Origin of the sequence: Kitasatospora sp. NPDC008050 (assembly GCF_042957465.1) — a bacterium.
GTDB lineage: Bacteria > Actinomycetota > Actinomycetes > Streptomycetales > Streptomycetaceae > Kitasatospora.
Genome location: NZ_JBIBIJ010000004.1, coordinates 61,852 through 82,413 on the forward strand (window position 1 = coordinate 61,852; position 20,562 = coordinate 82,413).

General features: G+C 74.8%; 21 protein-coding genes. 8 read left to right on the plus strand and 13 right to left on the minus strand.

The annotated features are described in order from the left end of the window. Position 1: 1 nt before the first annotated feature. Positions 2-1,504, minus strand: coding sequence for an MFS transporter (locus ACFZB9_RS09540; RefSeq protein WP_391445281.1), 1,503 nt, complete (start codon positions 1,502-1,504; stop codon positions 2-4). 77 nt (positions 1,505-1,581) lie between these two features. On the opposite strand from ACFZB9_RS09540, the gene ACFZB9_RS09545 reads away from it, so the two are divergent. Continuing rightward, positions 1,582-3,258, plus strand: coding sequence for a SpoIIE family protein phosphatase (locus ACFZB9_RS09545; RefSeq protein ID WP_391445283.1), 1,677 nt, complete (start codon positions 1,582-1,584; stop codon positions 3,256-3,258). A 123-nt stretch (positions 3,259-3,381) separates the two neighbouring features. Continuing rightward, entirely contained in the window at positions 3,382-3,867 is a 486-nt protein-coding gene (locus tag ACFZB9_RS09550) for a universal stress protein (RefSeq protein ID WP_391445284.1), read from the plus strand. A gap of 138 nt (positions 3,868-4,005) precedes the next feature. On the opposite strand, the gene ACFZB9_RS09555 is transcribed toward ACFZB9_RS09550, so the two are convergent. Continuing rightward, positions 4,006-5,523, minus strand: coding sequence for an MFS transporter (locus ACFZB9_RS09555; RefSeq protein WP_391445286.1), 1,518 nt, complete (start codon positions 5,521-5,523; stop codon positions 4,006-4,008). A gap of 119 nt (positions 5,524-5,642) precedes the next feature. On the opposite strand from ACFZB9_RS09555, the gene ACFZB9_RS09560 reads away from it, so the two are divergent. The 3 genes from ACFZB9_RS09560 (at position 5,643) to ACFZB9_RS09570 (ending at position 8,278) form a co-directional block, all read left to right on the plus strand. Further along, a complete protein-coding gene (locus ACFZB9_RS09560) occupies positions 5,643-6,614 on the plus strand; it encodes a helix-turn-helix transcriptional regulator (protein WP_391445288.1) in 972 nt (323 codons plus the stop codon). A 91-nt stretch (positions 6,615-6,705) separates the two neighbouring features. Beyond that, positions 6,706-7,470, plus strand: a complete 765-nt coding sequence (locus tag ACFZB9_RS09565; protein WP_391445289.1) for a VOC family protein — start codon at positions 6,706-6,708, stop codon at positions 7,468-7,470. Between the two features lie 103 nt (positions 7,471-7,573). Further along, positions 7,574-8,278, plus strand: a complete 705-nt coding sequence (locus ACFZB9_RS09570) for a hypothetical protein (protein ID WP_391445290.1) — start codon at positions 7,574-7,576, stop codon at positions 8,276-8,278. 117 nt (positions 8,279-8,395) lie between these two features. On the opposite strand, the gene ACFZB9_RS09575 is transcribed toward ACFZB9_RS09570, so the two are convergent. The 3 genes from ACFZB9_RS09575 to ACFZB9_RS09585 form a co-directional block, all read right to left on the minus strand. Beyond that, positions 8,396-8,890: a MarR family winged helix-turn-helix transcriptional regulator gene (locus ACFZB9_RS09575; protein ID WP_391445291.1), complete on the minus strand. Its 495-nt coding sequence runs from the start codon at positions 8,888-8,890 to the stop codon at positions 8,396-8,398. A 149-nt stretch (positions 8,891-9,039) separates the two neighbouring features. Then, positions 9,040-9,690, minus strand: a complete 651-nt coding sequence (locus ACFZB9_RS09580) for an NAD(P)-dependent oxidoreductase (RefSeq protein ID WP_391445292.1) — start codon at positions 9,688-9,690, stop codon at positions 9,040-9,042. Between the two features lie 88 nt (positions 9,691-9,778). Continuing rightward, on the minus strand, positions 9,779-11,323 hold the full coding sequence (locus tag ACFZB9_RS09585) for an ATP-dependent DNA ligase (RefSeq protein ID WP_391445294.1): 1,545 nt from the start codon (positions 11,321-11,323) through the stop codon (positions 9,779-9,781). Positions 11,324-11,443: 120 nt separating this feature from the next. Between ACFZB9_RS09585 and ACFZB9_RS09590 the strand changes: the two genes are divergently transcribed. Next, entirely contained in the window at positions 11,444-11,671 is a 228-nt protein-coding gene (locus ACFZB9_RS09590; RefSeq protein WP_391445296.1) for a DUF2277 domain-containing protein, read from the plus strand. A gap of 79 nt (positions 11,672-11,750) precedes the next feature. Here the strand turns inward: ACFZB9_RS09590 and ACFZB9_RS09595 are convergent, their stop codons facing one another. From ACFZB9_RS09595 to ACFZB9_RS09620, 6 genes are all read right to left on the minus strand, one after another. Continuing rightward, on the minus strand, positions 11,751-12,695 hold the full coding sequence (locus tag ACFZB9_RS09595) for a hypothetical protein (RefSeq protein WP_391445298.1): 945 nt from the start codon (positions 12,693-12,695) through the stop codon (positions 11,751-11,753). 330 nt (positions 12,696-13,025) lie between these two features. Then, entirely contained in the window at positions 13,026-13,682 is a 657-nt protein-coding gene (locus ACFZB9_RS09600) for a TIGR03086 family metal-binding protein (protein WP_391445300.1), read from the minus strand. A 26-nt stretch (positions 13,683-13,708) separates the two neighbouring features. Further along, positions 13,709-13,990, minus strand: a complete 282-nt coding sequence (locus ACFZB9_RS09605; protein WP_391445301.1) for a DUF6158 family protein — start codon at positions 13,988-13,990, stop codon at positions 13,709-13,711. A gap of 68 nt (positions 13,991-14,058) precedes the next feature. Continuing rightward, positions 14,059-14,553 carry a hemerythrin domain-containing protein gene (locus ACFZB9_RS09610; RefSeq protein WP_391445303.1) on the minus strand — a complete coding sequence of 165 codons (495 nt, stop codon included), beginning with the start codon at positions 14,551-14,553 and terminating at the stop codon, positions 14,059-14,061. Positions 14,554-14,749: 196 nt separating this feature from the next. Further along, positions 14,750-14,983 (minus strand): DUF3040 domain-containing protein, encoded by a 234-nt coding sequence (locus ACFZB9_RS09615; protein ID WP_391445305.1) that lies wholly within the window; start codon positions 14,981-14,983, stop codon positions 14,750-14,752. Between the two features lie 54 nt (positions 14,984-15,037). Further along, a complete protein-coding gene (locus ACFZB9_RS09620; protein WP_391445307.1) occupies positions 15,038-16,126 on the minus strand; it encodes an ATP-dependent DNA ligase in 1,089 nt (362 codons plus the stop codon). 58 nt (positions 16,127-16,184) lie between these two features. Here ACFZB9_RS09620 and ligD point away from each other — a divergent pair, with 58 nt between their 5' ends. Further along, on the plus strand, positions 16,185-17,192 hold the full coding sequence (ligD, locus tag ACFZB9_RS09625) for a non-homologous end-joining DNA ligase (RefSeq protein WP_391445308.1): 1,008 nt from the start codon (positions 16,185-16,187) through the stop codon (positions 17,190-17,192). Positions 17,193-17,237: 45 nt separating this feature from the next. Here ligD and lnt read toward each other — a convergent pair whose 3' ends face one another. Continuing rightward, complete coding sequence (lnt, locus tag ACFZB9_RS09630; RefSeq protein ID WP_391445310.1) at positions 17,238-18,794, minus strand: apolipoprotein N-acyltransferase; 1,557 nt, start codon at positions 18,792-18,794, stop codon at positions 17,238-17,240. A gap of 127 nt (positions 18,795-18,921) precedes the next feature. On the opposite strand from lnt, the gene ACFZB9_RS09635 reads away from it, so the two are divergent. Then, positions 18,922-19,431 carry a histidine kinase gene (locus ACFZB9_RS09635; protein WP_391445312.1) on the plus strand — a complete coding sequence of 170 codons (510 nt, stop codon included), beginning with the start codon at positions 18,922-18,924 and terminating at the stop codon, positions 19,429-19,431. 20 nt (positions 19,432-19,451) lie between these two features. Here the strand turns inward: ACFZB9_RS09635 and ACFZB9_RS09640 are convergent, their stop codons facing one another. Continuing rightward, complete coding sequence (locus ACFZB9_RS09640) at positions 19,452-20,489, minus strand: LacI family DNA-binding transcriptional regulator (protein ID WP_391445314.1); 1,038 nt, start codon at positions 20,487-20,489, stop codon at positions 19,452-19,454. Positions 20,490-20,562 lie beyond the last annotated feature (73 nt).

Genomic DNA, 20,562 nt, shown 5'->3' on the forward strand with positions numbered 1-20,562 from the left:
GTCAGGTGGTGGACCCCGGGCATTGGTGCCCCGGGTCCACCGGCGGGGCCGTGGTGGAGCAGTACCAGGTGCTGTCCGGCTCGGCGGTGCCGGCCGGGGCGGCCGGGGCGCGCCCCGGCACGGTGGCCAGCGCCACCAGGCCCGCGCCCGCGAGCAGGCCGGCGCAGATCAGCATGGCGGTGCGAAACGCCGAGTCCACCGCGTCCGGCACCCGGTACTGGTCCCCGCTCAGGCCGGTCAGCAGCGGCAGCGCCGCCACCGCCAGCAGGCCCGCGGCGCGCGCGGCCGCATTGTTCACCCCGCTGGCGATACCGGCCCGGCGCACCTCCACCGCCGCCAGCACCGTCGAGGTCAGCGGTGCCACCAGCAGGGTCAGCCCGACCCCGAAGACCACGGCGGCCGGCAGCACGTCCGTCCAGTAGGAGGCGTGCCGGCCGATCCGGAGCATCAGCAGCACGCCGCCCGCGCTGATCAGCGGCCCCAGGGTCAGCGGCAGCCGGGGGCCGATCCGGCCCGCCAGCCGTCCCGCCCGGGCGGAGAAGAGCAGCATCAGCAGCGTGACGGGCGCGAAGGCCACCCCGGAGACCAGCGGCTCGAAACCGGACACCGTCTGCAACTGGACCTGCAGGAAGAAGAACACCCCGCTCAGCGCGCCGTAGACCGCGAGGGTGACCACGTTGATCACGCTGAACAGCCGTGAGTCGAACAGCTCCAGCGGCAGCATCGGCCGCGGGCTGCGCCGCTCGACGACCACGAAAGCGACCCCCAGCAGCACCCCGGCGCAGGCCGCGACCCAGACCGCGGGCGTCACCGCGCCCGCCGCCGCCGTCAGCGCGTAGGTGACCCCGCCCAGGGCGAGCGCCGCGAGCGCCGCGCCGGGGACGTCGAAGCGGCCCGTCGCCCGCTCGTCCCGGCTCTCCGGTACGTGGCGCAGGGTCAGCACGGCCACCACGACGGCGATCGGCAGGTTGATCACGAAGATCCAGCGCCAGCCCGGGCCGCTCACCAGCCAGCCGCCCAGGAAGGGGCCCACCGCCGTGGCCACCCCGCCCAGGCCCGACCAGGCGCCGACCGCCGCCGAGCGGTCGTCCGGGTGGAAGGTGGCCTGCAGCAGCGCGAGCGAACCGGGTGTCAGCAGCGCGCCGCCGATCCCCTGCAGCGCCCGGGCGGCGATCAGCACGTCGACGTCGGGGGCCACCGCGCACACCCCGGAGGCGGCGGCGAACCAGCACACGCCGATCACGAAGACCCGCCGCCGCCCGTAGCGGTCGCCGAGCGCGCCGCCGAGCAGGATCAGGCCGGCCAGCGTGAGCAGGTAGGCGTTGACCGTCCACTGCAGCGCGGCCAGGTTCGCCCCGAGATCGCGGCCGATGGTCGGCAGCGCCACGTTCACCACGGTGCCGTCCAGCATCGCCATGCCCGAGCCGAGCGCGGCCGCCAGCACCACCCAGCGGCCCTGGCGGCTGCTGAGCCGCAGCCCGCCGTCCTGAGGTGTCGTCGTCACCCCTCGATCCTGCCGCACCGGCCGCCCGGCGGCCTCCCGGTGGCGGTGCCTCAGTTGCCGGGAAAGGCTGGCAGACGATGACCGAGCGACCGCACCCGCACGTCGACCCGGTGGAGGCGATCGCCGCCACCGGGCTCGGCTGTTTCGAGTGGGACCCCGCCACCGGCCGCTTCACCCTGGACGAGGGGGGCCTGGCCGTCTTCGACCTGCGGCCCGAGGAGTACAGCGGCATGGTGGCCGGCCTGTCCCGGCGGATCCCGGTGGAGGAGGTGCTGCGGCTGGTCACCCTGGTGCAGGAGATCCGCACCGGGCGCACCGACTCGTACAGCAGCTACTTCCGGATCCGCCATCGGGACGGTTCGGTGCACTGGGCCCACACCCAGGGCCAGGCGATCCGTGACCCGGGCCTGCGGGTGGTGGGGGTGGTCCGCGACGCCACCCAGGAGCTGGCCCACTCGGCGCTGCGGCTGATGGCCGAGGACGACCGCCAGCGCCAGGAGGCCGCGCTGCGCGAGGTGGCCCGGGCGCTCGGCGAGGCGTTCAGCGTGGACGACGTGGTGGCCGTGCTGACGGGGGACCAGAGCATGCGCCGGCTCGGCGCCCAGGGGATCACCCTCGGGGTGGTGGACCAGGGCCGGATCAAGCTGGTCGGCGCGGTGGGCGGGGTGAACGTGCGGCTGCGCGAGCTGCACCGGGCCCGGCTGACCGAGCCGCGCCCGCTCAACGACGTGGTGCGCACCGGGGAGGCCGCCTTCTTCACCTCGCGCGACGCCTTCGTGCGCCGCTACCCGGACCTGGCCGACCAGCTGACCGACAGCCTGGCCACCGCCGCGGCCTTCCTGCCGTTGACCGCCCAGGGCCGCCCGATCGGCGCGCTCGCGCTCGTCTACGAGGGCAAGCGCAGCTTCAGCAGCCAGGACCGGACCCTGCTCACCACGCTGGCCAGCGCGATCGCGCAGTCGCTGCAGCGGGCCATGCTGGTCGACCAGTCCCGGGAGATCGCCGCCGGCCTGCAGAACGCGATGCTGCCGCGCCGGCTGCCGGTGCTGGTCGGCGGCGCTCTGACGGTGCGCTACCGCACCGCGCGCGAGGGCGTCTGGATCGGCGGGGACTGGTACGACGCGGTGGCGCTGGCCGAGGACGTGGTCGGGGTGGCGATCGGTGACGTGCAGGGCCACGACACCGAGGCCGCCGCGATCATGGGGCAGCTGCGGATCGCGATGACCGCCTACGCCGCCGAGGGGCACAGCAGCGGCGCCGTCCTGGCCCGGGCCTCGGCGTTCCTCGCCGAGCTGCACGCCGACCGGTTCGCCACCTGCCTGTACGCGCAGGTCGCGCTCGCCACCGGCTGGGTGCGGGCGGCCAACGCGGGACACCTGCCGCCGCTGGTGCGGCACGCCGACGGCACGGTGACCCGGATCGAGGTGGCCACCGGGCTGCCACTGGGCCTGCCCGTCGACTGGGCCCCGGCCGGCTACCCGCACACCGACTTCCAGCTCGCCCCCGGCGACACCCTGGTGCTCTACACCGACGGCCTGGTCGAGCGGCCCGGCGAGGACCTGGAGGTCGGGCTGGCGCGGCTGGCCCAGGTGTTCGGGAGCGGCCCGGCGGAGCTGCCCGCGCTCGCCGACCACGTGCGCGACACCCTCGGCGAGCGGCTGGACGCCGAGGACGACGCCGCGCTGCTGCTCCTGCACCGCGCGGCCACTGCGCCGGACGTACAGGAACCGTCAAGGAGCGGGCCCGCGGCGTAGGGCGCGCGTCAAGGCAGGCTCCCCGAGCAGGGCTTCTGGTCTCCAATGGATGGGGAGCCGGGTCCCGGGCGCGTCGAATGCGGTCGGCGTGGACGGCCGGCCCACGGAGAGGATGCGGTCGCCATGGTTGACCAGGGACGGGTCATCGTCGGGGTCAGCGGTTCGGTGAGTTCGCTGGCGGCCGTCCATCGCGCGGTGCGGGAGGCCCGGTACCGGGATGCGGAACTGGTGCCGGTGGCCGCCTGGCTGCCCACGGACGACCCGTTGCGCCCGCTGTCCGAGCTGGAGCACGCGGCGCGGCGCCGGCTGGACGTGATCTTCGAGCAGGCCTTCGGCGGCTACCCCGCCGGGGTGCTGCTGCGGCCACGGGTGGTGCGGGCCGAGGCCGGTGCGGCCCTGGTGGCGGCCGCCGACCGACCGGACGACCTGCTGGTGGTGGGCGCGGGCCGCCCGGGCCGGGTGGCCCGGCTGCGGCACGGCTCGGTGGCCCGGCACTGCCACGCGCACGCGCGCTGCGAGGTGCTCGTGGTGCCGGCGAGCGACCTGCTGGCCGATCTGGAGCACGCGGTGCACGGCTGGTCCTGGCCCACGCCGGCCCGGCTGGGCTGAACGCCGCGGGGCAGACCACTGTGGGCTGAGCGCCATCGCGCCGGGCTGCTGACGGCTGGTCAGCGGCCCGGCGCGGTCTGTGGTCCGGCGCGGTCCGTGGTCCGGCTGCGGCGGTGGCCGGCTGCCGGGGGCGGGGGGTCAGCCGACCGGCAGCGGCTCGCGATCGGCCTCGGCCTTGCCCTCCTCGATCGGCTCGGCCGTGGCCGGCCTCCGGTTCGGCAGCGCGAACATCAGCAGGAAGACCATCAGCAGGCAGCCGACCAGCCACCAGAGCGAGTGGCTGAAGGCCTGGGTGAAAACGGCGCCCACCGTCCGGCCGGGCGCCGCACCGTCCACCACACCGAAGAAGGCCACCGAGACCAGGCCGAGACCCAGCGCGTTGCCCAGTTGCTGGGTGGTGTTGATCAGGCCGGAGGCGGACCCGGCGTGCTCGCGCGGCACCTCGGCGAGCACCGCGTCGGTCAGCGGCGCGACGATCAGCCCCATGCCCAGGCCCATCACCACCAGCGGCAGCGCCATCTGCCACGAGTGGATGGCCGTGCCGTAGCGGTGGGCCTCCCAGAGGTAGAGCAGTACGCCGGTGGCCATCACCAGGGCGCCGGCCTGCAGCACCTTGCGGCCGAAGCGCGGCACCAGCTGCTGGACCGAGATCCCGGCCGCCGCCGAGACCGCGATCGAGAACGGGACGCCGGTGGTGCCGGCCCGCAGCGGGCTCCAGCCGAGGCCGATCTGCATCCACAGCGTCCAGACCAGGAAGAAGATGCCGCAGGTCACCCCGAAGACCAGCTGCACCCCGATGCCGCCGGCGAAGCTGCGCACCTTGAAGAGCGACAGCTCGACCAGCGGTGAGCCGTCCTTGCGGGCCTTGAACCGCTCGTAGCGGACGAACAGCGCCAGCGTCGGCAGGCTCAGGCCCATCGAGACGAAGCCCCACAGCGGCCAGCCGGAGTCCCGCCCCTGGGTGAGCGGGTAGAGCAGCATCAGCAGGCCCAGGGCGGCCAGCGCCATGCCCACCAGGTCCAGGCGCAGACTCCTGGCCGCGCGCGACTCGTCGATGAAGCGCCGGCCCAGCAGCAGGCCCGCCACGCCGACCGGCAGGTTGATCAGGAAGATCGGGCGCCATTCGAGGCCGCCCAGGTTCCACTCGGTCAGCAGCGCGCCGAGCAGCGGGCCGCTGACCGCGCCCAGGCCCACCATCGCGCCGAACATCCCGAAGACCTTGCCGCGCTCGTGGGCCGGGAAGCTGGTGTGGATGATCGACAGCACCTGGGGCACCATCAGCGCGGCCGTGGCGCCCTGCAGGATCCGGGTGGCCACCAGCATCCCGGGGTCGACGGCCAGGCCGCAGAGCGCGGAGGCGACGGTGAAGCCGCCGATGCCGATCAGGAAGACCCGCTTGCGGCCGTAGATGTCGCCCAGCCGCCCGCCGGTGATCAGGCCGATCGCGAAGGCCAGCGCGTACCCCGCGGTCACCCACTGGATGGCGCTGAACGAGGCGCCCAGGTGGTCCTGGATGCTCGGGATCGCGACGTTGACGATGGTCACGTCGACCAGGTCCATGAACGAGGCCATCATCACGATCGCCAGCGCGATCCAGCGCCGCCGATCGTGGACGGCCGACAACTGGTCGGCTGCTGTCGGGGGTGCGCTGGTCATCAGGTGAATGCCTTCCTGGCGTGCGTGGTCGTGCGTGGTCGTGCGTGGGGTCGACGAAAAGGGAGAGTAGACCCCATCTAGGCCAGTTCCTGTCCCAGATGACTGGCATCGTTGGCGTCATGACCGACACACCGGCCCGCCTGCTCAAGCTGCTCTCCCTGCTGCAGACCCCGCGCGAGTGGCCGGGCAGCGAACTGGCCGAACGGCTGGGGGTCAGCTCGCGCACCATCCGCCGCGACGTGGAGCGGCTGCGGGAGCTGGGCTACCCCGTCCAGGCCAGCCTCGGCGCGGTCGGCGGCTACCGGCTGGCCGCCGGCAAGGCGATGCCGCCGCTGCTGCTGGACGACGAGGAGGCGGTGGCGATCGCGGTCGGGCTGCGGACGGCGGCCGGCAGCGCGGTCAGCGGGATAGAGGAGGCCTCGGTGCGGGCGCTGGCCAAGCTGGCCCAGGTGCTCCCCACCCGGCTGCGGCACCGGGTCACCGCGCTCAACGCGGCCACCGTCCCACTGCCCGGCGGCGGCCCCGCGATCGATCCCGAGCTGCTCGCGGTGCTGGCCGGCGCGGTGGCGGGGCCGCAGCGGCTGCGCTTCGGCTACCGGGCCGCGGACGGCGCCGAGAGCCGGCGCCAGGTGGAGCCGCACCGGCTGGTCGCCACCGGGCACCGCTGGTACCTGGTCGCCTTCGACAACGACCGGGACGACTGGCGGATCTTCCGGGTGGACCGGATCACGGCGGCGGAGCCGACCGGCGTGCGGTGCGCGCCGCGCGAGCTGCCCGCGCCGGACGCGGCCGCCTACGTCGCGGCCAAGCTGCGTGTGCGGGCCCAGACCTACCGGGCGGTGGTGGTGCTGCGGCTGTCGGCGGCCGAGGCGGCCCGCCGGCTCGGCGGGGCGCCGGTGGAGGTGGAGGAGCTGGACGAGCGGAGCTGCCGGCTGCACAGCGGCGCGGACACCCTGGAGTGGCTGGCCTTCCGGCTGCTCACCCTCGGCTGCGACTTCGAGGTGGAGGAGCCGGCCGAACTCATCGACCACCTGCGCGAGCTGGGCGGCCGGATCACGCGCGCCACCGAGGGCGTCCCGGAGGGAGGGTGAAATCCATCGTCCGGCCGTGGCGCGCTGCCCGGGCGGGTCGGACGGCGGCCGCTAGAGTCCCGGCCAGAGCCTGTCCGAGGGAGAAACCAGGGTGAAGTACGACAAGGTGGTCACCGGCGGGCCGTGCTGGGTGGAGCTGGGGACGGCCGATCCGGTGGCCGCCAAGGAGTTCTACCGCGGGCTCTTCGGCTGGCGTGCCGAGACCGACCCTCGGCCGGAGGCCGGCGGCTACACCATGCTGCTGCGCGGCGAGGAGCCGGTGGCCGCGCTCAGTCCGCTCTACGCCCCCGGACAGCCCACCGCCTGGGGCGTCTCGTTCGCGGTGCCCGACACCGACGCCGCCGTGGCGGCGGTGAGCCGGGCGGGCGGTCGGCTGGTGGTGGAGCCGGTGGACGTCCTCGACGCGGGCCGCTTCGCGGTGGCCGCCGACCCCACGGGCGCGGTCTTCGCGCTCTGGCAGGCGCGGGCCTTCCACGGGGCGGCGGTGATCAACGAGGCCGTCTCGCTCGGCTGGGTCGAGCTGCACACCCGCGACGTGCCGGCGGCCACCGCCTTCTACCGCGAGGTCTTCGGCTGGAGCCTCAACGCCGGTACGGGCTACTCGCAGTGGGGGATCGACGGGGCGGACTTCGGCGGTATGACGGCCCTGGGCGAGGAGTTCGGGCCCGAGGTCCCCTCGCACTGGCTGCCCTACTTCGCGGTGGCGGACGTGGACGCCACGGTGCGGCGGGCCGAGGGGCTCGGCAGCCGGGCGCTGATGGGGCCGATGGACCTGGCGGGAGGTCGCCGGATCGCCGTGCTGGGCGACCCTCAGGGTGCCGCCTTCGGTGTCTGTCCGGCCGGCACCGACGGGTGATCCGCCCACCGCGATGGCGCGGATCCGCCCCGTCCTGACCCTTGCCGTTGGGGCCTATGGCTGAGTTATCGTCAGATTATCGGTGCGGCACGGGAGGGGAGGGATGACCGTGCGGCGCAACCCTGGTTCCCACCCACCGCCGGAACGGCCCGAGCAGCCGAACCGGCGGGTCCTGTCCGGGCGTCGAACACCCAATGCGGCCTGGCAGCACCTGCGGTGCGCACTGGGCGGTGACCTCGGCCCGCTCTGTCGCCCGGTGGACCGCGCCCGCAGCCGGGCGCTGCTGCTGCTCGTCCTCGGGCTGCTGGCCGCGCTGCTGCTCGGTGCCCTGCCGGCCGCCCATGGCGTGCTCGGCGCGGATGCCCGGGCCGCCGACCGCACCGCCCGTCTGCACCGGATCGAGGCGGTGCTGACCGGCGCGGCCCTGCCTGACGCCACCTCGCCCGGCCATCGCTTCAAGGGCGGCGACGGGGTGATCGTGACCTGGACCTATCCGGCGGGCCATCTGGTGACCGGCCGGATCGACCTGCCGCAGTCGGCCGTCGAGGGCGGCAGGGTGCCGCTCTGGGTGACCGACGACGGCGCCCTCGCCGACCCGCCGCCCTCCCGGCTGGGCCTGTCCCTGCTGGCGGTGGGGACGGGCACCGGCGTCTGGCTGCTGGCCAGCGCGGCCGTGCTGATCGGCTACGCGGTGCGCCGACGGGTGATCGAGTGCCGCAGCGGGCGGCGCTGGGCCAGCGGCTGGGCGGCGGTGGAGCCGCACTGGTCGGGGCGGCTGGACGGCCACCCTGACAGCACCTCGCCCTGACAGCACCTCGCCCTGACAGCACCTCGCCCTGACGGCACCTCGTCCTGACTGCACCGGGTCCTGACCGCACCGGGTCCTGACGGCCCCGTGCCCGGCGGGTTGTGTCCGGCCGGGGAGTCAGCCCAGGGGTGGCAGCTCGGCGCGGGCGTGGGTGCCCAGCCGGTCCAGCGCCGCCACCAGGCCGGTCGCCTCGCCGGGCGACAGCGCGCCGTGCATCAGCCGCTCGGCCTCGCGCGTGTGGGCCGCGGCGGCGGCCACCAGGGTCCGCTCGCCCTGTTCGGTCATGCTCACCAACTGGACCCGCCGGTCGGCGGGGGAGGGTGACCTGGTGACCAGGCCGGCCTCCACCATGCGGTCGATCAGCCGGGTGGCGCCGCCGCTGGTGAGCACCAGGCCACCGGAGAGGCGGCTCATCGGGGTGCCCTCGCAGTGGGCGGCCAGGATCAGCAGCACCTCGAACATCGAGTGGCTGATGCCCGCCGCCCGCTGGATCGCACCGCCCAGCAGCCGTTCCATCAGCGCGGAGGTGTTGAAGAGCACGCCGATCGCCTGGATCCGCGGGTCGGCGGCGACCTGCGCGGCGGTGCGGGGCTGCGGATCGGGATCCGGCACGGGTGGCACTCCTGTGGTCCTGTTCGGTCTTCGGGATCCGACCGACAGGGCACCACGGGCCGCGCCGACCGGTGCCCCATCGTCGCCGGAGCAGGGCCGCTGGTCCAGCGAGCGACCGGCGGCCCCGGACCGGCCCTGGGTGGTCGCTCTCAGTAGCCGACGGTGAAGCGCTCGCCCAGGTGCGCCGGCTGCTCGATCTCGTCGACCAGCGCGAGGGCGTAGTCCTCGGTGGAGATCCGGCTGGTGCCGTCCGCGCCGAGCAGCAGGTCCTCCAGGCCGGTGCGGTAGGCACCGGTCCGCTCGCCGGGCTCGATCAGCGCGGCCGGGCTGAGGCTGGTCCAGGCCACGTCGCTGACGGTGCGGTAGAAGTCCAGCGCGTCGCCGTGTGCGTGCATGATCTGCAGCAGGAACCCGGGCAGGCCCTCCTTGTCCCAGACCTGCTTGCCGTCGGGGGTGCGCAGCGAGCCGGCGCCGCCGACCGCGATCAGCCGCGGCGCGCCGTCGCCCAGCGCCCGCAGGCCGGCCACCAGGGACTTCGAGGAGGGCTCGATGGTGGCCAGGTGGCCCGGGCCGTCCCCGCCGCCCACGGCGCTGACCAGCACGTCCTGGCCGGCCGCGACGGCGCTGACCGAGGCCGGGTCGAGCACGTCGCCCTTGGTGACGGTCAGTGCCGGGTGCGTCTCGGTGATCTTGGCGGGGTCGCGGACCACGGCGGTGACCTGGTGGCCGCGGTTCAGCGCCTCACGGACGATGCGGCTGCCGATGGTGCCGTTGGCGCCGAAGACGGTGATCTTGGACATGGGTGGCTCTCCTCGAGCTGGCGGTACGGGCTGTCATCTGATCGAACAGTAACTGACTAGTCAGATATTTCCCGCCGGCCAGGATTTCTCAACGTTCTTCCGGAAGCAGCGCCCGCACCGCCTCGACGGTGTCCGCCTGCGCCGCCGGCTTGTCCTCCCGATAGCGCAGCACCCGGGCGAAGCGCAGTGTGACCCCCTCGGGGTAGCGGGACGAGCGCTGCACGCCGTCGAAGGCGATCTCCACCACCAGCTCGGGGCGCACCCGCACGCCCCAGGCCGGCCGCTCCACCGCGAGCCGGTCCAGTTGCCCGGTCTGCCAGTCGAGCAGCGCGTCGGTCAGCCCTTTGAAGGTCTTGCCGAGCATGGCGAAGGAGCCGTCCGCCCGCCGCGCGCCCAGGTGCAGATTGGACAGCCGCCCGGCCCGGCGTCCGTGCCCCCATTCGGCGGCCAGCACCACCAGGTCCAGCGTGTGCACCGGCTTCACCTTCAGCCAGGACGCCTGGCGGCGGCCCGCCGTGTACGGGGCGTCCAGTGCCTTGACCACCACCCCCTCCTGCCCGCCGGCCAGTGCGGCGGTGGCGAAGGCCTCGGCCGCCTGCCTGGTGGCCGGGTCCGTCGGGTCCGCCGCCACCAGGCGGCGCACCCGCAGCGGCTCCGGTACCAGGCGGGCGAGCTCGGCGTGCCGCCGTTCGGCGGGCAGGTCCAGCAGGTCCCGGCCGTCCAGTGCCAGCAGGTCGAAGAAGGCGGGCGAGAGCGGTACCGACTCGGTGGCGCCGGCGACGTCCAGCCGGGAGCCGACCCGGCCCGCGATCTGCTGGAACGGGCGCGGCCGGCCCCGGGCGTCCAGCGCGATCACCTCGCCGTCCAGCACCGCGCGCGCCACGGGCAGCGCCAGTGCCGCGGCCACCACCTCGGGGAGCCGGTCGGTGATCTCCTCCAGCGTCCTGGTGTAGACGTGCACTGCCTGCCCGTCGCGGTGCACCTGGATCCGGATGCCGTCCAGCTTCTCCTCCACCGCGCACGGGCCGAGCCGCTCCAGTGCCTCGGTGACGCTCTTCGCGCTCTGCGCCAGCATCGGCAGCACCGGGCGGCCGACGGTCAGCCGGAAGTCCGCCAGTGCCACCGGGCCGTCGGCCAGCAGCCGTTCGGCCACCGCGCCCAGCGTGCCGCCGAGCATCACCGCCCGGCGCACCTGCTCGGCGGGCGCGCCGGCCGCCGCTGCGAGCGCCTCCACCGCCAGTGCGTCCAGGGCGCCTTGGCGCACCTCGCCGCCGATCAGCCGGATCAGGAACTCCTGCTCGGGCACGGTGGCGGCGGCCAGCAGCCCGACCAGCAGGCGGCGCCGCTCGGCCTGGGCACCGGTGCCGTGCACGGCGGCGAGCCGGTCCAGCGCGGCAGCGACCTGAGGAACCGTCAAGGCCGGTTCCGTGGCCGGGGGAACGGGCTCGGCGAGGAGCTTCCAGCCCACCCCGAGCCGGCCCTGCGGCAGGCGTCCGGCCAGGTAGGTGATCACGGTGGGTGCCTCGGCCGGTTCGCTGGCCCGGAACAGCTCGGCCAGCAGCGCGGTCTTGCGGGAGCGGGCCGAGGTGGCCGCGACCTCCTGCGAGGTCCGGGCGAGGTCGGCCAGCAGCATGCCCTCATGCTCGCCCGGTGCCGCGGGAGGCGCTACTTCTGGCCGTGGGGGCAGCCGGGTGCGGGGGCGCGGGGGGTTCCGGGGGGCCGGGGGCCGGGGTGCGAGGAGCAGACTGGAGGCATGTGCCGAAGCATCAAGACCCTCCGTCCGCCCGTCTCGCCCGAGGTCACCGAGGCCGACATCCACGCGGCGGCGCTGCAGTACGTCCGCAAGGTCTCCGGGTTCCGGGCGCCGGCCGCGCACAACCGGGTGGTCTTCGACCAGGCCGTCGCGGACATCGCCGCGGCCACCGCGGAGTTGCTGGCCGGCCTGGAGGTACGGGGCGCGGCCCGGGCCGCCGACAGCTAGAGGGTCCGCCAGTAGGGGCCGGGCCGTGAAACGCCCGTGTCACCGGCCGAGGTGGGCCGGTGACACGGGCGCGGGTGGGTCAGCGCTGGGCGCTGCGGCGGCGGGTGAAGTACACCGCGCCGGCACCGATCACCAGCAGCGCCGCGCCGCCGCCCGCGAAGGCGGTCAGCTGGGTGCCGTTGGTGCCGGTGAAGGCCAGGCCGGTGGGCGTGGCCGAGACCGGCTTCACCGACGGCGTGCCGACCGGCTCACCGGTGGCGTCGGCCGACGCGGTGGGCGCGGGCGAGGACGGGCTCGCCACGGCGACCGCGGAGGCCGAAGCGGAGCCGGTGGGCCGCACTGTGGCCGAGGCGCTCGGCTTGGTGCTCGGGCCCGTCGAGGTCGACGCGCTCGGCGAGGCCGAGTGCGAGGCGCTGGGCGTGCCCGTGGGGGCCGAGGCGCTGGGCGCCGGCACGCCGGCCGAGGGGCTCGGCGAGGTGGCGGCCGACGCCGAGGGCGACGGGACGCCGGGGACGCTCGCGCCGGCCGACGGGGTCGGCACCGGGACGCTGGGCGTCGGGGTGGGCGTCGGGGTCTGGCACGCCGCGCCGCCGTTCCAGGCGCTGATCAGGTTGCCGTTGTAGACGCCGGTCGGGTAGTGCGGCGCCGGGGCGCTGACCCCGTCGTGCTTGACCGAACCGCTGTACAGGTCGATCTGGCCGTAGCACTGCGGCAGGTGGGCGCTGATGTCCAGCGTGGCCTGCGGCGTCGTGCTGGTCAGCGTCGTGGTCGCCCAGCCGAGGAAGGTCTGGGCGCCGGAGCTGGCCCAGGTGGGCCCCTGGGTGCTGTAGGAGGCCAGCGAGACCTGGTACGAGCAGCCCTTGCTGGCCCCGTCGACCTTGACCTGCACGCTGCCGGTCGTGCCCGACAGGCCGCCGCTGGTGACCCAGTTCGTGCCGTCGGTCGAGTAGCTGAGACCTGCGTCGTCACAGCGCGCGCCGTCGTGGGCCTGGGCGGGCCCGGCGACGAGGAGGGGGGCGGTCACGGCTATGCCGAGCGCCGCCAGAGCCGGAAGAGTCCGGCGCAGAGGGTGGTGCACTGAGATTGCTCCCTGAGAACGTAGGCGCACAGTGGTGAGAGCGCACCGCCCCGGCGGACCTGGGGCGTGTCTCATAGTTCCCGCCGGGCGCGACCTATGAGACGCGCCCTGGCGGCCGGCCGGGGGCATTGCGTCTTGAGAGCGGGACGATACCGGACGATCCGCCCAGGTCGATGACCAGGGCGGATCTGCGTCTGACCGATCGTCGGGCCGGCGTGACGCGCGTTCAGGCGCGGGCGAGGCGGGCGAGTTCGACCGGTTTGCCGGATGATCTTTTCAGTCGGTGAGTTCGGGGTCGAACGGTGGCTGCGGTGCGGCCCGACGGCCGACCAGGCCGAGCATCCTGCTCTGCGGATCGGCCTGCGAGGCGGCCGGCACCGCGGGCGCGAAGCACCCGACCGCGACCGGTGGCCCCGGGCGTGGCGCGAGCTCGTGCAACGCGAACTCCACCAGCTCGGGTGCCAGGTGCGGGTCCTGACCGGTGGCTCTGGCCAGGTCCCAGGTGTGCACGGTCAGGTCGACGGTCAGCTGCGCGCAGTACTCCAGCGCCGGCCGCTCGCCGGTGGACAGCCGGACCGCCAGCCCCAGCGCCCCCGGTTCGCCGAACGCCGCCTGGGCGGCGGCGGCCGCGGCGCACCAGGTCGCGGCCGGGTCGGCGCCCAGCACGTCCCCCGCGAACCGACCGCCCACCTGGCAGGGGGTGGCGCCGCGCAGCAGCTCGGGCACCCAGAGCTGCTCGACCGTCAGATGGTTGACCAGTTCGCGGACCGACTGCGCCGAGCAGGGGCTCGGCGTCCGCCACTGGTTGGCGGCCACGCCCTGCACCCGGCGCCCCACCGAGGCCAGCGCCTCGGCGTACAGGCGCAGCACCTCGCGCCGGCGCCGGTCGGCGCCCTCCTGGCTCATCGGGCCCTCCTCGCTGCGCGGTGCCACGGCGGTCTCCGTGGCGCTGGGTCGGGTCACTGCGGGGTGGCCTCGATGTGTGCGGCCGTCTCCCTGGCCCGGGCACCGGAGCGGGTGCGCCCCGCGGTGACCAGGCGGTTCGGGAAGCGCCGCAGATACTCCGCCTCCAGCGCGGCGGTGCGTTCGTCGTGGTGCCGCAGCGCGTCGTCGGATCCGTAGAGGAAGGTCTCGTGCCTGGTCCGGTGGAGCTGTTCCAGCTCGTGCAGCAGCCGGTCGTCGAGCAGGCTGCGGGCGGCGACGCCCCCAGGGTCGCCGTCCGGGGTGGCGGTCGGTTGCATAGCGGGTGCCTCCTGGCTGTCGTGCTGGCTGATGGTGCTCGGTGCCCCCGTGCTCTTCACGCCCCCGTCTAGCCCGGTGCCCCCGAGGGGGTGCCGGAAACCGGTCCCGGCCGGTGGCGTGGCGCGGTCTCGCGTACGGCCAGCAGCCGGGTGCCGATCTGCTGCAGGTCCGTGCGGCGCAGCGCGGCCCGCAGCTGCGGGAACCACTCGCGCTCCTCCTGGCTCATCTGCTGGGTGGCGGCCGACAACAGGGCGTCCACCTGGCCGGTGAAGCCCGGCTCGGTTGGGGAGCGCGCCGCGACCTCCTCGCACAGCCGGTCGATCACCCGGTGGTCCCGGTAGCCGCGCAGCGCCTCGTGGGCCGGATCCCGCAGCACCGCGCTGACCTGCGGATACAGCACCTCGTCGACCAGGTAGGAGTGCACGGTGAGGTCGTGCACGATGTGCAGCGCGAGATCACCGCGGGCCTCGGTCCGGTCGGCGCCGAGTGCGCGGTACTCCTTGAAGAGCCGCTGCAGCTCCTTGTGTTCCTGCTTCAGCAGCACGATCGCGTCGCTGGACATCCGCTCTCACCTTCTCGGCCTCGCGTGTCCCCTGAGTCGATGGTGCCAAAACGAACGGTCCGCCGGGTGGCGCGGCCGCGCGGGTGCGCCCGATCGGGGGATCCGGTCCAGCCCGGGGGAGAACCGTGGGCGCCGGGGGCGGGTCCGTGCGAGGGCCTGGCTCCTCCGTGCGGGGGTCCTGGTTCCATACGGGGTCCTAGGGCAGCGGGATCCGGCCGCGCAGCAGCTCGTGCCACAGGCGCCGCAGGCGGGTGGCGGAGTCGTCCAGCGGGTTCTCCACGCCACGCCCGGTGGCCAGCATGGCGGCTTCGGCGACTCGCTCGCGGCTGCGGCGCCACTGTTCGAAGCGGCGGGCCAGCTGTGGATCCTCGGCCGTCAGCCTGGCCTCGATCCGTCGGCTCTCCCGAGCCTCGTGCCGTGACAGGACCATGATCCTCACCTGCTGTCCCTTCGGGTGCCGCGCCGGTGGCCACGTCCTCGCGCGTCACCGGTCCGGCGACCTGCCGTCGTCCAGCAGCTGCGCCAGGTGGTAGCCGACCGGCTCCTCCAGCTGGCCGTAGTCGCAGCTTCGCGGGGTCCGGTCGGGGCGCCAGCGCTGAAAGCGGGTGGTGTGCCGGAACCGGGTCCCTTCCATGTGATCGTACGCGACCTCGCAGACGCGCTCAGGGCGGAGCGCGACCCACGCGGTCTCCTTGGCGGCCTTGCCGCCGCTCCACCGGCTGGGGGCGCCGGGCATCCGGCCCGCCTCGTGCGCGCTCGCCTCGGTCCAGGCGGCCCAGGGGTGTTCGGCGGGGTCGGTCAGCCGCAGCGGAGCCAGTTCGGCGGCCAGCTCGCGGCGGCGGGCGGCGGTGAAGGAGGCGCAGACGCCGACGTGCTGGAGCGTGCCCGCCGCGTCGTACAGGCCCAGCAGCAGCGAACCGACGCCCTGGCCGTCCTTGTGCTCGCGGTAGCCGGCCACCACGCAGTCGGCGGTGCGGCCGTGCTTGATCTTGAACATCGAGCGGACCCCCGGGCGGTACGGCTGGTCCAGCGGCTTGGCCACGATGCCGTCCAGCCCCGCGCCCTCGAAGCGGGTGAACCAGTCGCCGGCCAGCTCCCGGTCCCGGGTGGCCGGTGCGACGTGCAGCCAGGGGCCGGCGTCGGCGAGGGCGCGCACCAGCGCGGGGCGGCGGACGGACAGCGGCTGCTCGGTCAGCGCCTGGTCGTCCAGCGCCAGCAGGTCGAAGGCGATGAAGCTGACCGGGTGCTCGGCGGCCAGCTTGCGCACCCGGGAGGCCGCCGGGTGGATCCGCTCCTGCAGCTCCTCGAAGTGCAGCCGGCCGTCGTGGGCCAGCACGATCTCGCCGTCGACCACGCAGCGGCCCGGCAGCTCGGCGCGGCAGGCCTCCAGCAGCTCGGGGAAGTACCGGGCCAGCGACTTGCCGGTGCGGCTGGCCACCTCCACCTCGGCGCCGTCCCGGAAGACGATCGCCCGGAAGCCGTCCCACTTGGCCTCGTAGTGCATCCCAGGGGGGATCTCGTCGACCGCCTTGGCCAGCATCGGCTGGACGGGCGGCATCACGGGAAGGTCCATGCACTGATCGTGCGTCACCCCCGCGCGCCCCGCAGCGCAGGGGCCTAGCGTGGTGGACATGGGCGAATCGGTGCAGCTGGAGGTCGGGGGGCGGAGCGTCAAACTGTCCAACCCCGGCAAGGTCTACTACCCGGGCCCCGGGTACACCAAGCTGGACGTCGCGCAGTACTACCAGGCGGTCGCCGAGGCGGTGCTGCGCGGGTTGCGGGACCGGCCGACCACGCTGCAGCGGTTCCCGGACGGGGTGGAGGGCGAGTTCTTCTACCAGAAGCGGGCCCCGAAGAACACGCCCGACTGGCTCCCCACGGCGCGGATCGCCTTCCCCAGTGGGCGGTTCGCCGACGAGATCTGCCCGGGCGAGCCGGCCGCCGTGCTCTGGGCGGCCAACCTCGGCTGCCTGACCTTCCACCCCTGGCCGGTGCGCCGCCCGGACACCGAACGGCCCGACGAGCTGCGCCTGGACCTCGACCCGCAGCCCGGCACCGACTTCACGGACGCGGTGCGCGCCGCGCACCAGCTGCGCGAGGTGCTGGCGGAGTGCGGGCTGACCGGGTGGCCCAAGACCTCCGGCGGGCGCGGCCTGCACGTGTACGTGCCGATCCGCCCCGAGTGGACCTTCACCGAGGTGCGGCGCTGCGCCATCGCGCTCGGCCGGGCGCTGGAGCGGCGGATGCCGGACCAGGTCACCACGCACTGGTGGAAGGAGGAGCGGGGCGAGCGGGTCTTCGTCGACTACAACCAGATGGCCCGCGACCGCACCATCGCCTCGCCCTACTCGTTGCGCCCCAGGCCCGAGGCGACCGTCTCGACCCCGCTGCACTGGGAGGAGCTGGACGCGGCGGCGCCCGGCGACTTCACCCTGCGCACGGTGCCCGCGCGGCTGGCCGAGCTGGGCGACCCGTACGCCGAACTGCACGAGCACGCCTTCGGGCTGGAGGCGGTGCTGGCGCTGGCGGAGCGTCAGGAACGGGACGAGGGGCTGGGGGAGCTGCCCTACCCGCCCGATCACCCGAAGGCGCCGGGCGAGCCGCCGAGGGTGCAGCCGAGCCGGGCACGGCGGGAGTGAGGGTTCATAAATGACCGTGCATAAACGTCGTTTATGCACGGTCATTTATGAATGGCCCGCGGTGGCGGGCTGCTCGGCGCCTTCGGCCGCCGGTGAGGTGGTGGCGCGGCGCCGACGGCCCGGGCGCAGGGCGTAACCGGCCGCGCCGAGGCTGAGCGCCACCGCCGACCAGGGCACCACGTCGCCGATCCGGTCGTACCAGGTCCGCACCCGTGGGTCGGGCAGGCCGAGCTGGACGGTGAGTACGCCGCGCTGCCCCGTGCCGTACCTGGCCAGCTCGCGGCCCTGCGGGTCGAAGGCCACCGACACGCCGGTGAGCGCGGCCTGCACCACTGGGCGGCCGGTCTCGGCGGCGCGCAGCGCGGCCAGCGAGGCGTGCTGCTCAGGGGCCCAGGTGTGCTGGAAGGTGGAGGTCGCCGACTGGTAGACCAGCAGCTGCGCGCCCTGCAGGGTGGCGGTCCTGGACAGGTCGGGGAAGGCCGACTCGAAGCAGATCAGCACCCCGGTGGGCAACGGGCGCCCGGTGCGGTCGACGGGTTCGAAGAGGTGGAAGCTGTGGCCGGGGGTGCGGTTCTCGGCGGCCGCCTTGCTGATCCCGGTCAGCCAGCCGAGGGCTGCGCGGAACGGGATGTACTCGCCGAACGGGACCAGCCGCATCTTGGCGTACCGGGCCTGGATGCCGGCCGAGTCCAGCAGCACGGCGTCCTTGGAGATGTGCCCGTCGGCCTTCCGGGCGTCCTCGTTGACCAGCAGCTCGGTGTCGCCGGCCGCCGCCAGCGAGCGCAGCCGGGAGAGCGCGACGGCGTCCCGGGACAGGTCGGTGGTGACGCTGCTCTCGCCCCAGACCACCAGGTCGGGATGGTCGCCGAGGGCGCTGGTGAGGGCGGCCGAGGCGGCCAGCCGGGAGGCGCCGTCGGGGGTCAGGCCCGGCTGGACCAGCGCCAGGGTGGCGGTGCGCACCGCCACCGGGGCCGGGGTGAGCGCGAAGGCGGCGGGGCCGGCCAGCAGCAGGGCCACCGCCGCGCCGGCGCCCAGCGCGCGCAGCGCCGTGCGCTCGGCCACCAGCACCAGCAGCACGGCGGTGTTGACCGCCACCACCGCGGCGCTGACCAGCCAGACGCCGCCGATCGAGGCCAGGGCCAGCACGGTGGGGTGCTGCCACTGGGTGGCGCCGAGCAGCGCCCAGGGGCCGCCGAGCGCCTGCCAGGAGCGGGCGAACTCCGCAACCACCCAGACGGCGGGTAGCAGAACCAGCGCGGCCAGCGCTCGACGCGCCGTCAGCGCCGGTCGCAGCAGCGCCCGGGCGGCCACGCCGAAGCCGCTCTGCAGGACGCCGAAGACCACCGCGATCAGCGGCAGCGCCGGGCCGACGCTGGGCAGCAGCCAGTACATCGCGGCCAGCACGAAGCCGGTGCCGAACCACCAGCCGCGCACCGCCGCCTCCCGGGCGCTCGGCGCGGCGCGCAGCAGGAGCAGGCCGGGTACCAGGGCGACCCAGGCCAGCGGCTCCAGATCGAGGGAGGGGAAGGCGAGCACCGGGAGCATGCCCGCGACGAGGCAGCCGTAGCGGGCGGGGACGCTGAGCGCGGCACGGAGCGACATGCGCTGATTGTCCGCGTGCGCACCCGTCGGCACTACCACGGCGGCCCCTTGAGTCGCGCGTGTCGCACCGCCTCCCGTTCGGGCGTGGCGCTTAGCGTGCACCGTACAGCTCCGGAGAGGAAGACCCATGTCGGACGACGCCCACACCATGCTCTTCGTCACCTTCGCCGACCCGGCCGCCGCGTTGGCCGCCTTCGCCGAGGCGAAGGAACTGCCCGGGGCACGGCAGGCCGCCGTGCTGCGGCGATCGGCCGAGGGACTGCTCGACACGCCGGAGAGCTGGGTGCGCGGGGCCGGGACGCCGACGGTCGCCACCGGGATCGTCGGCGGACTGCTCGGCCTGCTGGGCGGGCCGGTCGGGGTGCTGCTCGGCTGGACGGCCGGCACCGTGCTGGGCGGGGCCGCCGAGCTGAAGCAGTTCCAGGACGGCGCCGAGGGCCTGCTGGTCTACAGCCGCGATCTGGCCGAGGGACACGCGATGCTGATCGTGGAGCTGCACGAGCACGACCACCGGCCCGCCGACGAGCTGGCCGAGCGGCACGGCGGGCAGCTGGTGCGCCGGCCGGCCGAGGAGGTGGCGGCCGAGGTGCGGGCCGCCGAGCGGGCGGCGGACGAGGCGCGGGGCGGGGAGAACTGACCGAGCGGGTCCGAAGGTGCCTAGCGGGCCGGCAGCTCGCCGGAGCCGCGCGGGATCAGCCGGGTCGGCAGTTCGATCCGCTGCGCCGGGCCGTGCTCGCCGGCCAGCCGGGCGAAGAGCAACTCGGCCGCGGTGCGGCCGAGTCGGGCCGGGTCCTGGGCCACCACGGTGACCGGCACGGCGAGCAGGTCGGCGAGCTCGAAGTCGTCGAAGCCGACCAGGGCGGGCCGGTGCGGCAGCGCGGCCAGTTCGCGCAGCACGGCGACGGTGATCCGGTTGTTGCCGCACAGCAGGGCGCTGACCGGCCAGCGGCCCGCGAGCATCCGCTGGAGCGCCAGCCGGAGCCGGGCCGGCTCGGGCGCGCTCATCGACACCCAGCTCTCGCGGGCCGGCAGCGCGGCCGCGGTCAGCGCCGCGCGGTAGCCGCGCAGCCGTTCGGCGGCGGTGTGGATCTCGGGCGCGTCACCCAGGAAGCCGATCCGGCGGTGGCCCTGGCGCAGTAGGTGCTCGACGCCCTCGCGGGCGCCGCGGGCGTTGTCGCTCAGGACCGTGTCGGCCACCAGGCCGCAGGCCGGGCGGTCGACGCAGACGATCGGGGTGCCGGCCGCCTGTTCGGGCAGCAGGTAGCCCTGGTCGGTGCCGGTCGGCACCAGGATCAGCCCGTCCACCCGTCGGGCGCAGAAGGCCAGCGCGAGGTCGCGTTCGCGCTGCGGCTGCTGGACGGAGGAACCGGAGAAGAGCAACGAGCCGTGCCGGCGGGCGACTTCCTCCACCGCCCGGCACAGCGGCGGGTAGAACGGGTCGGCGAGGTCCTCCAGGATCAGGCCGACGCTGCCGGTGCGCAGCCCCTGGCGCAGCAGCCGGGCGCCGTCGTTGCGCCGGTAGCCGAGCGCCTCGATGGCCTCGCGGACCCGGGAGGCGGTGGCCGCGGTCACTCCGGACTCCTCGTTCACCACCCGGGAGACGGTTTTGATGCCCACCCCCGCCACAGCGGCGACGTCCTTCATGGTGGACCGCCCGGTCGGCTCCGCGGCGGGGCGCGCCTGAGGTGCGGGCATCGGGCTGCCGCCTTCCGGGTGCGGTGGGCATGACGGCTCTGACAACGTTGCCAGCGCAGTATAGGCGGCACCC